The organism is Pseudomonas sp. IT-196MI5 (assembly GCF_949767415.1).
In the GTDB taxonomy this organism is placed as follows: Bacteria; Pseudomonadota; Gammaproteobacteria; order Pseudomonadales; family Pseudomonadaceae; genus Aquipseudomonas.
This window is the reverse complement of sequence record NZ_CATKPZ010000011.1, coordinates 183,936-197,592: the sequence shown is the minus strand read 5'-3', so window position 1 is coordinate 197,592 and position 13,657 is coordinate 183,936. Positions and strand designations below refer to the sequence as shown.

15 protein-coding genes are annotated in these 13,657 nt (G+C 58.9%); 7 read left to right on the top strand and 8 right to left on the bottom strand.

Going from position 1 to position 13,657, the window contains the following annotated elements; translation table 11 throughout:
* A complete protein-coding gene (recX, locus tag ACM6IK_RS08485) occupies nucleotides 1–468 on the top strand; it encodes a recombination regulator RecX (protein WP_008054083.1) in 468 nt (155 codons plus the stop codon).
* 43 nt (nucleotides 469–511) lie between these two features.
* Here the strand turns inward: recX and ACM6IK_RS08480 are convergent, their stop codons facing one another.
* Nucleotides 512–1,630, bottom strand: a complete 1,119-nt coding sequence (locus tag ACM6IK_RS08480) for a TIGR00730 family Rossman fold protein (RefSeq protein WP_414873947.1) — start codon at nucleotides 1,628–1,630, stop codon at nucleotides 512–514.
* Between the two features lie 480 nt (nucleotides 1,631–2,110).
* Here ACM6IK_RS08480 and ACM6IK_RS08475 point away from each other — a divergent pair, with 480 nt between their 5' ends.
* Nucleotides 2,111–2,305: a hypothetical protein gene (locus ACM6IK_RS08475; RefSeq protein ID WP_218430242.1), complete on the top strand. Its 195-nt coding sequence runs from the start codon at nucleotides 2,111–2,113 to the stop codon at nucleotides 2,303–2,305.
* Here ACM6IK_RS08475 and ACM6IK_RS08470 read toward each other — a convergent pair whose 3' ends face one another.
* Nucleotides 2,306–2,728, bottom strand: a complete 423-nt coding sequence (locus ACM6IK_RS08470; RefSeq protein WP_414873946.1) for a PA3611 family quorum-sensing-regulated virulence factor — start codon at nucleotides 2,726–2,728, stop codon at nucleotides 2,306–2,308. It abuts the gene before it with no gap.
* 188 nt (nucleotides 2,729–2,916) lie between these two features.
* Between ACM6IK_RS08470 and ACM6IK_RS08465 the strand changes: the two genes are divergently transcribed.
* From ACM6IK_RS08465 to ACM6IK_RS08455, 3 genes are all read left to right on the top strand, one after another.
* On the top strand, nucleotides 2,917–3,675 hold the full coding sequence (locus tag ACM6IK_RS08465; protein ID WP_414873945.1) for a tRNA-uridine aminocarboxypropyltransferase: 759 nt from the start codon (nucleotides 2,917–2,919) through the stop codon (nucleotides 3,673–3,675).
* Between the two features lie 220 nt (nucleotides 3,676–3,895).
* Entirely contained in the window at nucleotides 3,896–4,546 is a 651-nt protein-coding gene (erdR, locus tag ACM6IK_RS08460) for a response regulator transcription factor ErdR (RefSeq protein ID WP_414873944.1), read from the top strand.
* A gap of 75 nt (nucleotides 4,547–4,621) precedes the next feature.
* Nucleotides 4,622–4,984 carry a diacylglycerol kinase gene (locus tag ACM6IK_RS08455; protein WP_414873943.1) on the top strand — a complete coding sequence of 121 codons (363 nt, stop codon included), beginning with the start codon at nucleotides 4,622–4,624 and terminating at the stop codon, nucleotides 4,982–4,984.
* On the opposite strand, the gene ACM6IK_RS08450 is transcribed toward ACM6IK_RS08455, so the two are convergent.
* Complete coding sequence (locus tag ACM6IK_RS08450; protein ID WP_056720912.1) at nucleotides 4,981–5,907, bottom strand: LysR family transcriptional regulator; 927 nt, start codon at nucleotides 5,905–5,907, stop codon at nucleotides 4,981–4,983. The genes ACM6IK_RS08455 and ACM6IK_RS08450 overlap by 4 nt on opposite strands.
* A 146-nt stretch (nucleotides 5,908–6,053) precedes the next feature.
* Between ACM6IK_RS08450 and fpr the strand changes: the two genes are divergently transcribed.
* Entirely contained in the window at nucleotides 6,054–6,833 is a 780-nt protein-coding gene (gene fpr / locus ACM6IK_RS08445) for a ferredoxin-NADP reductase (RefSeq protein WP_003443014.1), read from the top strand.
* Nucleotides 6,834–6,964: 131 nt separating this feature from the next.
* On the opposite strand, the gene tsaA is transcribed toward fpr, so the two are convergent.
* The 5 genes from tsaA to rimO all read right to left on the bottom strand — a co-directional run bounded on the left by tsaA (nucleotide 6,965) and on the right by rimO (nucleotide 11,331).
* Nucleotides 6,965–7,663: a tRNA (N6-threonylcarbamoyladenosine(37)-N6)-methyltransferase TrmO gene (gene tsaA, locus ACM6IK_RS08440; protein ID WP_414873942.1), complete on the bottom strand. Its 699-nt coding sequence runs from the start codon at nucleotides 7,661–7,663 to the stop codon at nucleotides 6,965–6,967.
* A 298-nt stretch (nucleotides 7,664–7,961) separates the two neighbouring features.
* Nucleotides 7,962–8,432 (bottom strand): DUF1456 family protein, encoded by a 471-nt coding sequence (locus tag ACM6IK_RS08435; RefSeq protein WP_414873941.1) that lies wholly within the window; start codon nucleotides 8,430–8,432, stop codon nucleotides 7,962–7,964.
* A gap of 76 nt (nucleotides 8,433–8,508) precedes the next feature.
* Nucleotides 8,509–9,219 (bottom strand): rRNA pseudouridine synthase, encoded by a 711-nt coding sequence (locus ACM6IK_RS08430; protein ID WP_414873940.1) that lies wholly within the window; start codon nucleotides 9,217–9,219, stop codon nucleotides 8,509–8,511.
* A 189-nt stretch (nucleotides 9,220–9,408) separates the two neighbouring features.
* Nucleotides 9,409–9,882, bottom strand: a complete 474-nt coding sequence (locus ACM6IK_RS08425; protein ID WP_414873939.1) for an acetyltransferase — start codon at nucleotides 9,880–9,882, stop codon at nucleotides 9,409–9,411.
* 111 nt (nucleotides 9,883–9,993) lie between these two features.
* Nucleotides 9,994–11,331 (bottom strand): 30S ribosomal protein S12 methylthiotransferase RimO, encoded by a 1,338-nt coding sequence (gene rimO / locus ACM6IK_RS08420; RefSeq protein ID WP_414873938.1) that lies wholly within the window; start codon nucleotides 11,329–11,331, stop codon nucleotides 9,994–9,996.
* Nucleotides 11,332–11,624: 293 nt separating this feature from the next.
* Between rimO and ACM6IK_RS08415 the strand changes: the two genes are divergently transcribed.
* The gene (locus ACM6IK_RS08415; RefSeq protein ID WP_414873937.1) at nucleotides 11,625–13,526 is read left to right on the top strand and encodes a potassium transporter Kup; all 1,902 of its coding nucleotides are present in this window, start codon (nucleotides 11,625–11,627) and stop codon (nucleotides 13,524–13,526) included.
* Nucleotides 13,527–13,657: the final 131 nt, after the last annotated feature.

Below are 13,657 nucleotides of genomic sequence, written 5' to 3'. Positions count from 1 at the left end.
ATGACCGCCGTACTCGATACACTCGTCGCGGTGCGACGAACCGCAATGGACCTGCTCGCACGACGCGAGCACGGTCGTGTCGAGCTGACGCGTAAACTGCGTCAGCGCGGCGCCCTCCCTGAAATGATCGAAACAGCACTCGACCGGTTGACGGAAGAGGGGTTGTTGTCCGAAACCCGTTATCTCGAAAGTTTCGTTTCCTACCGCGCCCGCTCCGGTTATGGCCCTTTGCGCATCCGTGAGGAGTTGAGCCAGCGCGGCCTGCAGCGCACCGATATTGAGCTCGCCCTGCGTGAGAGCGGTATCGACTGGCAGGAGCAACTGGCCGATACCTGGCGGCGCAAGTTCTCCGGGCAATTGCCGGCAGACGCCCGGGAGCGAGCCAAACAAGGCCGGTTCCTGGCGTATCGGGGATACTCGATGGAAATGATCAACCGCCTGTTCAGCGGTCGAGGGATGGACGATTGAGCTGAAACGGCCCGCTATTTCGATAGCGGGCCGTTTTTATGCCTCACGTAACCTTTGAGGGCTCCCGCGTGCGTTGTTGCACTTGGGGTTTTGATTGTGCCCAGTTTTCCGGCAGGTTGATGTAGTCCACAAGCTCGCGCAGGCGGCCATGATTGCGGGCGTTGAAGTTGAAGAGCAGCCGCGCCAGATGGCTGAATTCGGCTTCATCGTGTACTTCGCCGCTGTAAGTTTGCTGATGGAAATGATCGCTCAGGCACAGGTCGGCGAAAGCCTCCTGTATGTGTTCGAGTGCGTGGTCGCTGAGTGCGTGATTCATGCGAATCAGGAACTGATGCTTGAGCCAGCGACTGGAGTGGAAGTTGCTGTAGAACTGGTTGATGTGCTCTACCGCTTCTTCGACGTTGTAGACCAGTTTCACCAGCTTCATGTCAGTGGACAGGATGTAGTGGTTTTCCTCCAGTTGCTGATGAATGAAGTCCAGTGCGCCTTGCCAGAATTTGCCGCCCGGCGTGTCCAGTAGCACCACTGGCACCAATGGGCTCTTGCCGGTCTGGATCAGCGTCAGCACTTCCAGCGCTTCGTCCAGCGTACCGAAGCCGCCCGGGCACAACACCAGGGCATCGGCTTCCTTGACGAAGAACAGCTTGCGAGTGAAGAAGAAGTGGAAGGGCAGCAGGTTGGTCGTACCGTCGACAGTCGGGTTGGCATGTTGCTCGAAGGGCAGCGTGATGTTGAACCCCAGACTGTGTGTCAGGCCGGCGCCATCATGGGCGGCGGCCATGATGCCGCCACCAGCGCCGGTAATGACCATCATGTCCGAGCGCGCCAGCGCAGCGCCGAGCTCCCGGGCCATGCTGTAGAGCGGATGTTCCATGGGGGTTCGGGCCGAGCCGAAAACGGTGACTTTGCGTCGCCCCTTGAACTGTTCAAGCACGCGGAAAGCCTGTTCCAGTTCGCGAAGGGCTTGCAGGGTGATTTTGGCATTCCAGCGATTGTGGTCTTCCTGGGCCATGCGCAGCACGGTCAGGATCATGTCGCGGTAGATCGGGGCGTTCGGACTGTTGGGTGAAATCAGCTTGAGTTGTTCTTCGACCTTGCTGATGAGGTCGTGGCCGCTTTCTTCAAAATGACGGCTCAGGAGGTCATTCGGTTGGTAAGGCATTCAACTTCTCCTTCTGCACAGAACCCTCGGCCCGAGAACGTACGTCGGTGCCACGACACTCCATGTGTCGCTGTCTGCCCTGGCCCATGCCTGGGCGATCTACTTGATCCGAAAGCATCGGATCATCCAAACAGGTTCTGTTTTTCCCTTGGATGAAAGAAACGTTCGCACAACACGACAAGCGACGGCCAGCCCCTTTCGAGCCCTGAAAAAGTAAACGTGGGTACCCTGAAATCTAGACCTTCACAGTGATTTGCGCTGCCTTGATCATTGCGCCACAAAGTTTTTCCTGGCAACCGCTTATTGACGATTTGCAAGGTGTATTCACCGCTCGTCTGAACGTGCGTCGCATGTGTTGCGCTCTGATTTACTAAGTTACAAGCGTCACACGACAACTTTGCGTCAACGGCAGGGCGCGCGGTACAAGCGGTTTAAGGATTTGTCGCTCAATCATGAGTGAGGTGCAGGGAGGCGGTAACCATGACCAGAGTCGTTCTGGAGATCGATACGCAGCTGTATCGATTGCTGAAGTCATCAGCCGAGACCCATCATTTGAGTCTCGAAGAGGAGTGCTGCCGACGTTTGCGCGGTGGCGAACGCCGTTCACATTACTTGCAGGCGCTGCTGGCAGAACTGCGCGCCGAGGATGAACAGCGGCGCGCCAATTCCCGGTGATTACTTTTTCTTCCTGGCCGATTGCAGGCAATCCGATTCCTGGAAACTTGCGGAGCCGACCGGACGGTTGGTCTTCACCTCGGTGAAGTCGTAACGCATGATCGCGCCCTTGGCCATCAGCTTGCGAAACCCTTCGTTTCTGCAGACGGAAGCTCCCAACTGGAAGTACACCGCTTTCGGGTCTGCACGCATCTTGTCGGCATGGCTGCTCTGCACGCTCAGATGGTTGATCAGCTGTTTGCCTTCAACGGTGTAGCCTTGATCGAGTATGTCTTCGTTGATCGCTCGAGGAGTGCCGACGCTGCTCTGGGCGGCGACGTTTTGCAGCATTTTGTTCAGTTCCGTGTCTTTCAGGGACGCAGCCTGAGCGTTGAGGGACGACGCCAGCAAAATGGCCGCGGTAGGAACGATAAGGCGCAGCATGAAACTCTCCTGGTTCAGTGATGGGGCTTGGACCCGTCACGTGACTGTGCGTTCAGTGGCGGCGAATTATAGGGGAGGTGGGCTGGACGGTACAGGCTTGCGCCAGGCGGTCTGGTAAACTGCTGGCACTTTTTACCCTGTCGAGTGTTTTTCGTGTCGATTTCCCTTCTCTATGGGCATTGCCCGCTATGAGCCATACCCCCGCGCGATTTGCCTTGAATGCCGTCGCCCGCTTGCGCGATCAGCGAGAGGAGGAGGGCATCAAGCCGATCCAGGCCCGAGGCTGGCGTGCGCCGCGTTGCCGTGACTGTCGGGTGATCGAGAGCCACTGCTTGTGCGCATGGCGTCCGCAGGTCGCTACCCGCTCCGGCGTGTGTCTGATCATGACCAACAAGGAAGTGTTCAAGCCGAGCAATACCGGTTGGCTGATCGCCGACGTGGTACCTGACAACCATGCCTTCATCTGGTCCCGTACCGAGATCGACCCGAAGTTGCTGGCGCTGTTGTCCGACCCGCAATGGCAGCCTTACCTCGTGTTTCCGGGGGAGTACGTCGAACCTGAACGCGTGACAAACACTGTTGACGTCGATGGCACGAAGCGCCCGCTGTTCATTCTGTTGGATGCGACGTGGACCGAAGCACGGAAGATCTTTCGCAAGAGCCCCTATTTCGACCGACTGCCGATCCTCAGCCTGCTGCCGGAGAAACTCTCCCGCTACCGGTTGCGCCGCTCGACTCGCAGCGAGCATCTGTGCACGGCGGAAGTGGCGGCGCTGTGCCTCGACCTTGCAGGCGATGTAACCGCAGCCTCGGCGCTGGATGCCTACTTCGATGTGTTCAGCCAGCATTACCTCGACGCCAAACATCAGTTGGACATGAACGTTTCGACCCCGGCGCACGCCGAGTTGATGCCCTATGTCCAGCCGGTCATTCCGTTGATGGACTGATTGTTGCGCGTACTGCAATAACCTGTACCGGCCATGCTGCTTGACCACCCCGGCTTCGCTGGGCATGCTTGGCGCCGATTAGGGTGCGGCCTGAATTTGCAACGCGTTTTTTGCGTTGTACGTGCCTTGTCGGTGCGGCTCCGTGGCTGTGCCTTGAGGTGCTTTGGCGAGGTCCGAATGCATCGGGCGTCCCATGAAAAAAAACAGGATCATTTGAAAAATGGCCACATACGAAATCCTGATTGCCGATGACCACCCACTTTTTCGTAGTGCCTTGCACCAAGCGCTGACCCTGGGTCTTGGCCCGGATGTCCGTCTGGTGGAAGTGGCGAGCATCGCCGAACTGGAAGTGCGCCTGACGGAAAAATCCGATTGGGATCTGGTGCTACTGGACCTGAACATGCCGGGAGCCTACGGTTTTTCCGGACTGGTCCTGCTGCGCGGTCAGTATCCGCAGATTCCGGTGGTCATGGTTTCGGCCCAGGAAGAGCCGACCATCATGGTCAAGTCTCGTGAATTCGGCGCCAGTGGCTTCATTCCCAAATCCAGCGACTTGAGTGTGATCCAGAAAGCCGTGCGTGCGGTCCTCGATGGCGATGTGTTCTGGCCGCCGCAGGCGTTCGAAGCGGTCAGCGTCTCGCAAGAGGCCAAGGCGGCCAGCGAAGGTCTTGCCAGCCTGACGCCGCAGCAATTCCGGGTGCTGACCATGGTCTGCGAAGGCTTGCTCAATAAGCAGATCGCCTACGAGCTGAGTGTTTCCGAGGCGACGATCAAGGCGCACGTGACCGCGATTTTCCGTAAACTGAATGTGCGGACCCGGACCCAGGCCGCGCTGCTCTTGCAACAACTTGAGTCAATTTCCAGCCATTAAAGGCTGGCGACTTCACGCTTTTTTGACTTTGGTTGATCTAGCTTCCCCACTTCTTTTTTGTCAGTTGCCTACTCTATGTCACCTTTCAAAGGCCAGACCGGCCTGAAACGCATTCTCAATGCCTCCGGTTATTCGCTGGACGGCCTGCGCGCAGCCTTCACCGGTGAAGCCGCCTTTCGGCAATTGGTATTGCTCAACGTCATCCTGATTCCCCTTTCGTTCTTCCTGAATGTCAGCCGGGTCGAACGGGCGTTGTTGATCGCGGTATGCCTGTTGGCGTTGATCGTCGAGTTGCTCAACTCGGCAGTGGAAGCGGCCATCGACCGCATTTCCCTTGAACTGCACCCGCTGTCCAAGAATGCCAAGGACATGGGCAGTGCCGCCCAGTTCGTGGCGCTGAGCATGATTGCCCTGGTGTGGGCGGTGATTCTGCTCTAAGCGATCGTCGGCAGCACGATCTCGTCGCTGCGCTGGACCCCTGCGGTGAAAGCGCGGCACAGTTCGAGGAACTCGCGCATCGCCGAGGTCTGATATTTCTGTTTATGCCAGATGAAATAAAACTGTCGCGCCAGATCCAGATCCGGCGTCTCGACAGGCACCAGGCTGCCGCGGCGGAATGCGTCGCGCAAAGCCAGCCTGGAAATGCAGCCAATCCCCAAACCTGACTCCACCGCGCGCTTGATCGCTTCGGTGTGCTCGAGCTCCAGGCGAATGTTTAACGAAGTGCGGTGATGGCGCATGGCTTGATCGAAGGTCAACCGCGTGCCTGAGCCTTGTTCGCGCAAGATCCAGGCTTCGTGACTCAACTCGTCCATGGTCGCCGTGCCACGTTTGGCCAACGGATGCTGAGGGGCGCAAAACACCACCAACTCGTCCTCGACCCAGCTTTGCACTTCGATGTCCGGGTGACTGCAGTCGCCTTCGATTAGACCCAGATCAATTTCATAGTGGGCCACTTGTTGCACGATATTGGCAGTGTTCTGCACGTGCAGCTTCACCTGGCTTTCCGGATGGCGTTGCATGAAGCTGCCGATCAGCAGGGTGGCCAGGTAATTGCCGATGGTCAGGGTCGCGCCCACGGCCAGTGAGCCGAAGCCGGACTTGCCATTGAGCAGGTCTTCGATTTCCTTGGCCTGGTCCAGTAAGGCCACAGCCTGGGGCAGCAGCTGTTTGCCGAGCGCGTTGAGGCTCAACCGTTTGCCGGCGCGGTCGAACAACTGGCAGCTGCACTGGCGCTCCAGCTCGGTGATCGAGGTGCTCGCCGCCGATTGTGAGAGGTTGAGCAGACCCGCAGCACGGGATACGCTTTCCTGCTGGGCGACGGCGACGAATACTTGAAGTTGACGGAGAGTAAATCGCATATCGATATAACCGATAACCCTTATCTTAATAATCCATTTAACAGATATTGTCTCTGCCTTTAGAATGCGATGCAATTGCGCAGAGTTGGCTTTCTTTGCAGAGCACACCGAGCACGCGCAGATAAATCTCCAGGAGTCCCACGTACATGAGCAACATGAACCACGAGCGTGTCCTCAGTGTTCACCACTGGAACGACACTCTGTTCAGCTTCAAGTGCACCCGTGATCCGGGCCTGCGCTTCGAGAACGGTCAGTTCGTGATGATCGGCCTGCAACAGCCCAACGGCCGCCCGCTTATGCGCGCTTACTCGATTGCCAGCCCGAACTGGGAAGAGCATCTCGAGTTCTTCAGCATCAAGGTGCCTGATGGTCCGCTGACTTCGCAGTTGCAGCATCTGAAGGAAGGCGACGAGATCATCATCAGCAAAAAGCCTACCGGCACGCTGGTACTGGATGACTTGAAGCCTGGCAAACATTTGTACCTGCTCAGCACCGGTACCGGTCTGGCGCCGTTCATGAGCGTCATCCAGGACCCGGAAACCTACGAGCGTTTCGAAAAAGTGATCCTGTGCCACGGCGTGCGTTACGTCAACGAAGTCGCTTACCGCGAGTTCATCACCGAGCACCTGCCGCAGAACGAATTCTTTGGCGAAGCATTGCGTGACAAGTTGATCTACTACCCGACCGTGACCCGCGAGCCGTTCGAGAACGAAGGTCGCCTGACCGACCTGATGCGCAGCGGCAAGCTGTTCAGCGATATCGGCCTGCCACCGATCAACCCGCAGGACGACCGCGCCATGCTGTGCGGCAGCCCGAGCATGCTCGACGAGACCAGCGAAGTGCTGAACAGCTTCGGCCTGAAGGTTTCGCCGCGGATGCGCGAGCCGGGTGATTACCTGATCGAGCGTGCGTTTGTAGAGAAATAAGCAGCTGTAACTGCTTGCTGCTTTACCTGTGGGAGCGAGCTTGCTCGCGATGGCGGTGTGACAGTCAACTTCAACATTGACTGATACACCGCCATCGCGAGCAAGCTCGCTCCCACAGTCGTGTGTGGGGCTCAGATGTTTGCCGGGATGACTTCGAGGACGCGGATCAGATCAGGTGTGGGGTAATGCCAACGCACATCCAGATCCCAGAACTGCGCGCCGTATTCCCGCTCCGGTGCAGGCGTTTGATAGGCCGGGCGCGGATCCTGCGCCAGGCATTGCTCGATCAGCTCAACCAAGGGCTCTGCAAGGCGCCGGGCGTGTCCGTGAGCCTGTTGCAGCGCTGCATCCGTCCACTGCACGGGAATCAGCTGCGGCGCAGCGCTGGCGATGCTGTTGGAGGCTGTGTCGATGATATCGGCGTAGGGCACGTAGGGTTTGATATCGAGTATCGGCGTGCCATCCAGCAGATCGATGCCCGAGATCCACAAGCGGTTGGCTTCGACCTTGTCCAGTTTCACCACTGACTGCCCGATGCCATTGGGGCGGTGGGTGGCGCGGGTGGCGAACACGCCCATGGATTTGTTGCCGCCCAGACGAGGAGGGCGGACCTTCAGGCGAGGCTTTTCTTCCAGGGCCTGGTGGAACAGGAACAACAGCCATACATGGCTGACCTGCTCCAGGCCCTGTACGGCGTCCCCTTGATCGAACGGTGCCACCAGTTCCAGCACGCCACGGGCGGCCGGGGCCAGTTGCGGCTGACGCGGAATGGCGAACTTCTCCTTGAAGCAGGAGCGCACGAAGCCGATGGGGGAAACGCTGTAGGTCATGGTTTGGGGTCGAGGTGGATTCAGGTAGGGCATGATGCCGCAAAGATCAAAAGATCGCAGCCTGCGGCAGCTCCTGCAGAGGAATTCGTTCGGCGTAGGAGCTGCCGCAGGCTGCGATCTTTTAAAGACTGAACCCGCCATCCAGGGGAATGATATTCCCTGTCATGTAGACCCCCTGCGGTACTCGCGGGTATAGACCTGTCTTTCGTTCATGGAACCTCCAAGTTGGCGAAATCATATCGCCCTTAAGAGGTGTCCGGAATTATTAGGCCAGTTCAGTAGCAATCAGTCTGGAGGTTTATTGCGGGCGAACGCGCAGGGTCAGGCCCTTGAGGAAGTTTCGCAGCAGCTGGTCGCCGCACGGGCGATAGTTGGTGTGGCCGAACTTGCGAAACAGTGCGCTCAGCTCGGGCTTGGACACCGGGAACTCGGCGGCCTTGAGGATCGCGTGCATGTCGTCTTCTTTCAGCTCGAACGCCACCCGCAGCTTTTTCAGGATGATGTTGTTGGTCACCGGCACTTCGATCGGCTGTGGTGGACGGCTTTCGTCCTTGCCACGCTTGAAGATCACCAGACCGTCGAGGAAGTGCGCCATGACTTCGTCCGGGCAGCGTACGAAACCTTCCTCGTCTTCCTCTTTCTTGTCGAGATACGTCACCAGGTCTGCCAGGGGCACGTTCAGGCCGCCGAGCTTGATAATCTCGATGACTTTCTTGTCGCTGATGTCGAGCATGTAGCGCACGCTGCGCAGTACGTCGTTATGAATCATGTGTGCAGTCCTGATAATTCGGCTATGGGCGCCGCCGAAAACAGCAGCGCCGAAAGGTATGGTGGCGCGGGGCGCCTTAGAACTTCTCTTTGCCGGACAGGTAGCGCCATTGCCCCACGGGCACTTTGCCGATGGACACGCCACCGATGCGGATGCGGCGGATGGCGATGACCTTCAGGCCGACGGCTTGGCACAGCTGGGCGATGATGCCCGGTTGCGGGTTCTTCATGGCAAAGCGCAGGCGGTTTTCGTTCTGCCAGCTGGCCTTGACCGCCGGCAGCTCCTTGCCCTTGTAGGTCAGGCCGTGGTTCAGACGGTTGAGGCCGTGAGCCACCATCTCGCCTTCAACCTCGACCACATACTCCTGCTCGATCTTGCTGGCGTCGGCGGTGAGTTTGCGCAGGATTTTCCAGTCCTGGGTGAACACCAGCAGACCGCTGGCGTTGGCCTGCAGGTCGGTGCTGGCGGTCAGGCGCAGGAAGTGCCCGCGCAACGGGCGCTTGCCGTAGCGGTGTTCTTCGCTCAGGGTCTCGGCGCCGAGGGTGGCCATGGCGGTGTCTGCATCCATGCCGGCGGGCACATTGAGCAGCAGGGTCACCGGTTCCGGAGCGGTGGCCTTGGCCTCTGGATCAAGCTCGACTTTCTGGGTGTCGACCTTGAATTGCGGCTCGTCGATGACCACACCGTCGACGGTGACCCAGCCGCCCTCGATGAACAGCTCAGCCTCCCGACGGGAACAGCCGACGAGTTCGATGAGGCGTTTGGAGAGACGAATCGGGTCAGTCATGTCAGGGCCGTAACAAAAAGGGGGTGGGCATTGTACCTGCCTGGCGCCGGTTAATCCCGGTTCCATTTTGGTAATGCTTTTTTTGTAGGAGTGAGCCTGCTCGCGATGGCGGAGTGTCAGGCAATGAATTTTTAAGCTTCTCTACCGCTATCGCGAGCAGGCTCACTCCTACATTGGTTTCGTATGGTGTCAGCCATTGCGCGTCAATTGTTGCGGCTGACGCAAACGCATGTGCAGCAACGGATACGGCTGGCCCATGCCATCGACTTCCGAGCGACCGATCACTTCGAAGCCCTGCTTGAAGTAAAACCCCAGTGCCTGAGGGTTCTGTTCGTTGACGTCCAGTTCGTAGGCGTTCAGGTGTTCCAGGGCATAGCGCAGCAATTTCTTGCCCAGGCCCTGGCCGCGATGGTCGGGGTCGATGAAGAGCATTTCGATCTTGCCGGCCGCGACGCCGGCGAACCCGGTGATGCGTTGGTTCGAATCTTTGGTGCAGATCAGCATCACCGAGTCGAGGTAGCGGGTCAGCACCAGGTTTTTCAGCAGTTTGATGTAGCTGTCCGGCAGAAAGTCGTGGGTAGCGCGTACCGAGGCCTCCCAGACCCGGGTCAGTTCTTCGTAGTCGCCGAGTTTCGGCGTGTGGATGACCGAATGCTGACGCATGCCCGTCTGCCCCTTATGCGTGAGTGATGTGAGTCCGTTCAATCTCAAACGATAGCCGTAAAAAAGCCCCGCATCTCGTCAAGAGAGCGGGGCTCTGCGTATTTTATGCGTTTAGATCTGTTCCGCCCACAGATCGTATTCATCGGCGTCGGTCACTTTGCACCAGACCTTGTCGCCCGGCTTGAGGTTGCTGCCGTTGTCGATGAATACGTTGCCGTCGATTTCCGGGGCGTCGAAGAAGCAGCGGCCCACCGCGCCTTGCTCGTCGACTTCATCGACCAGCACTTCGATCTCGCGGCCGATGCGCATTTGCAGGCGTGCCGAGCTGATGGCCTGCTGGTGCGCCATGAAGCGCTCCCAACGGTCCTGCTTGACGTCGTCCGGGACGACTTCCAGGTCCAGGTCATTGGCCGGTGCGCCTTCTACCGGCGAGTACTGGAAGCAGCCGACACGGTCGAGCTGGGCTTCGGTCAGCCAGTTCAGCAGGTACTGGAAGTCTTCTTCGGTTTCGCCCGGGAAGCCGACGATGAAGGTCGAACGAATGATCAGGTCCGGACAGATTTCGCGCCAGTTCTTGATCCGTGCCAGGGTCTTGTCTTCGAAGGCCGGGCGTTTCATCGACTTGAGCACTTTCGGGCTGGCGTGCTGGAACGGGATGTCCAGGTACGGCAGGATCTTGCCGGCGGCCATCAGCGGGATCAGCTCGTCAACGTGCGGGTACGGGTAAACGTAGTGCAGGCGCACCCAGACGCCGAGGGTGCCGAGGGCTTCGCAGAGTTCGGTCATGCGGGTTTTCACCGGCGCGCCGTTCCAGAAACCGGTGCGGTATTTCACGTCGACGCCATAGGCGCTGGTGTCCTGGGAGATCACCAGCAGTTCCTTGACGCCGGACTTGACCAGGCGCTGGGCCTCGTCGAGCACGTCACCGACGGGACGGCTGACTAGCTTGCCACGCATGGACGGGATGATGCAGAAGCTGCAGCTGTGGTTGCAGCCTTCGGAGATCTTCAGGTAGGCGTAGTGGCGCGGGGTCAGCTTGATGCCTTGCGGCGGCACCAGGTCGATCAGCGGGTTGTGGTCCTGGCGCGGCGGCACGACTTCGTGCACGGCGTTGACCACTTGCTCGTACTGCTGCGGACCGGTCACGGCCAGCACGCTCGGATGTACGTTGCGGATGTTGCCTTCTTCGACGCCCATGCAGCCGGTCACGATGACCTTGCCGTTTTCCTTGATGGCTTCGCCGATCACTTCCAGGGACTCGGCCTTGGCCGAATCGATGAAGCCGCAGGTATTGACCACCACGACATCGGCGTCCTGATAGGTGGACACGACGTCATAGCCTTCCATGCGCAGCTGGGTAAGGATGCGCTCGGAGTCGACCAGTGCTTTGGGGCAACCCAGGGATACGAAGCCAACCTTTGGATTGGCCGGCGCAGGAGTGGTGGACATGTCTAACCTCGGTATTTTGTGACGCCGCTTGCCGGGCAGGGCAAAACCGACGGACGGGCGCTTGAACGGCGCCTCTGATCAAAAAGTGCGCAATTCTAGCGATGAGTCGTTCACTTGACCAGCTTTATGCAGGGAAATACGACGAGTGCTGCGCTATGCTTCGCGCCGTTACGCTTTACTGATTTTTTATAGTCAACAAAACGTCTGTAACGTGAAGTAAAACAGCGCATGCTGCACGACAAAGCATAGTGCTTCTTTCAAAGAAGCCCGGGTCTGAGAAGTAGGAGTGGTGGATGGGTCAGGCAAGTAGTCAGGCTGCAGGTGCCGAACATTCGGCGGTGAAGCCGATCGGCATGCTGGTCGCGGCAGTCGGGGTGGTTTATGGCGATATCGGCACCAGTCCGTTGTACACCCTCAAGGAAGTGTTTTCCGGAGGCTATGGCGTGCCGGTCAACCATGACGGGGTGCTGGGGATTCTGGCACTCATTTTCTGGTCGCTGATCTGGGTCGTGTCGATCAAGTACATGATGTTCGTGCTGCGCGCCGACAACCAGGGCGAAGGCGGGATCATGGCCTTGACCGCACTGGCCCGGCGGGCGGCGGCGGGGCACGCGAAATTGCGCATGTTGCTGGTGGTTTGCGGGCTGATCGGCGCGGCGTTGTTTTATGGCGACAGCATGATTACCCCGGCGATCTCCGTGCTGTCGGCGATTGAAGGCCTGGGGCTGGCCTTCGAAGGCATCGACCATTGGGTGGTGCCGCTGTCGCTGGTAGTGCTGGTCGCGCTGTTTTTGATCCAGCGTCACGGTACGGCGCGCATCGGCATTCTGTTCGGGCCGATCATGGTCACCTGGTTCCTCGTGCTGGGGGCACTGGGCGTCTATGGCATCAGCCAGCATCCGGAAGTTCTGCATGCGATGAACCCTGTATGGGGCGTACGTTTCTTCGTGGTCCATCCGGGCATGGGCCTGTCGATTCTCGGTGCTGTGGTGCTCGCACTGACCGGTGCCGAAGCACTGTACGCGGACATGGGCCACTTCGGCCGCAAGCCGATCGCTCGTGCCTGGTTCATCCTCGTGCTGCCAGCGTTGGTGCTGAACTATTTTGGTCAGGGTGCCTTGCTGCTAGGCGACCCGGAGGCGGCCCGCAACCCGTTCTACCTGCTGGCACCGAGTTGGGCATTGCTCCCGCTGGTCGGGCTGTCGACACTGGCCACGGTGATTGCCTCGCAAGCGGTAATTTCCGGTGCGTTCTCCCTGACTCGTCAGGCGATCCAGCTCGGTTACATTCCGCGCATGCACATCCAGCACACCTCCAGTGCCGAACAGGGCCAGATCTACATCGGCGCGGTGAACTGGGCGCTGATGGTCGGCGTGGTGCTGTTGGTGCTGGGTTTCGAATCCTCCGGTGCCCTGGCCTCGGCCTACGGTGTGGCGGTGACCGGGACCATGCTGATGACCAGCATTCTGGTGTCCGCGGTGATCCTGTTGCTGTGGAAGTGGCCACCGGTCCTTGTGGTGCCGATCCTGTTGGGTTTCCTGTTGGTAGACGGTGTGTACTTCGCCGCCAACGTGCCGAAAATCGTTCAAGGTGGTGCATTCCCGGTCATCGCCGGCTTCGCGCTGTTTGTGCTGATGACCACCTGGAAGCGCGGCAAGCAGTTGCTGGTCGAGCGTATCGATGAAGGTGGATTGCCACTGCCGATCTTCATCAGCAGCATTGCCGTACAACCACCCCATCGTGTTCAGGGCACTGCTGTGTTCCTGACGGCACGACCGGATGCCGTGCCCCACGCGCTATTGCACAACCTGCTGCACAACCAGGTGCTGCACGAGCGAGTGGTGCTGCTGACGGTGGTGTACGAAGACATCCCGCGGGTGCCGTCAACACGACGGTTCGAGGTCGATGCCTACGGCGAAGGTTTCTACCGGGTGATTCTGCACTTCGGCTTTACCGACGAGCCGGACGTACCGAAGGCGTTGAAACTGTGTCATCTCGAAGAACTGGATTTCAGCCCGATGCGCACCACCTACTTCCTGAGCCGCGAAACGGTCATTGCCTCCAAGCTCGAAGGCATGTCGCGCTGGCGTGAGGCGCTGTTTGCCTTCATGTTGCAGAACGCCAACGGCAACTTGCGTTTCTTCAATCTGCCGCTGAACCGGGTGATTGAGCTGGGGACGCAGGTGGAGATGTAAGCGACCCATAAAAAGCCCCCGTTGCCGCAAGGCAGCGGGGGCTTTTTGATGGGAGAGTGCAAAGTCTTAACGGTGTGATGGCCCTTGTGGGAGCGAGCTTGCTCGCGATAGCGGTCTATCAGGCAACATCA

Coding starts and splice junctions, on each gene's coding strand:
- ACM6IK_RS08480 (WP_414873947.1), bottom strand. CDS start 1,630: ATGCCTTACCAACCGAATGACCTCCTGAGCCGTCATTTTGAAGAAAGC.
- ACM6IK_RS08465 (WP_414873945.1), top strand. CDS start 2,917: ATGAGCCATACCCCCGCGCGATTTGCCTTGAATGCCGTCGCCCGCTTG.
- recX (WP_008054083.1), top strand. CDS start 1: ATGACCGCCGTACTCGATACACTCGTCGCGGTGCGACGAACCGCAATG.
- ACM6IK_RS08475 (WP_218430242.1), top strand. CDS start 2,111: ATGACCAGAGTCGTTCTGGAGATCGATACGCAGCTGTATCGATTGCTG.
- ACM6IK_RS08455 (WP_414873943.1), top strand. CDS start 4,622: ATGTCACCTTTCAAAGGCCAGACCGGCCTGAAACGCATTCTCAATGCC.
- rimO (WP_414873938.1), bottom strand. CDS start 11,331: ATGTCCACCACTCCTGCGCCGGCCAATCCAAAGGTTGGCTTCGTATCC.
- ACM6IK_RS08435 (WP_414873941.1), bottom strand. CDS start 8,432: ATGATTCATAACGACGTACTGCGCAGCGTGCGCTACATGCTCGACATC.
- ACM6IK_RS08425 (WP_414873939.1), bottom strand. CDS start 9,882: ATGCGTCAGCATTCGGTCATCCACACGCCGAAACTCGGCGACTACGAA.
- ACM6IK_RS08470 (WP_414873946.1), bottom strand. CDS start 2,728: ATGCTGCGCCTTATCGTTCCTACCGCGGCCATTTTGCTGGCGTCGTCC.
- ACM6IK_RS08450 (WP_056720912.1), bottom strand. CDS start 5,907: ATGCGATTTACTCTCCGTCAACTTCAAGTATTCGTCGCCGTCGCCCAG.
- ACM6IK_RS08415 (WP_414873937.1), top strand. CDS start 11,625: ATGGGTCAGGCAAGTAGTCAGGCTGCAGGTGCCGAACATTCGGCGGTG.
- tsaA (WP_414873942.1), bottom strand. CDS start 7,663: ATGACCTACAGCGTTTCCCCCATCGGCTTCGTGCGCTCCTGCTTCAAG.
- ACM6IK_RS08430 (WP_414873940.1), bottom strand. CDS start 9,219: ATGACTGACCCGATTCGTCTCTCCAAACGCCTCATCGAACTCGTCGGC.
- fpr (WP_003443014.1), top strand. CDS start 6,054: ATGAGCAACATGAACCACGAGCGTGTCCTCAGTGTTCACCACTGGAAC.
- erdR (WP_414873944.1), top strand. CDS start 3,896: ATGGCCACATACGAAATCCTGATTGCCGATGACCACCCACTTTTTCGT.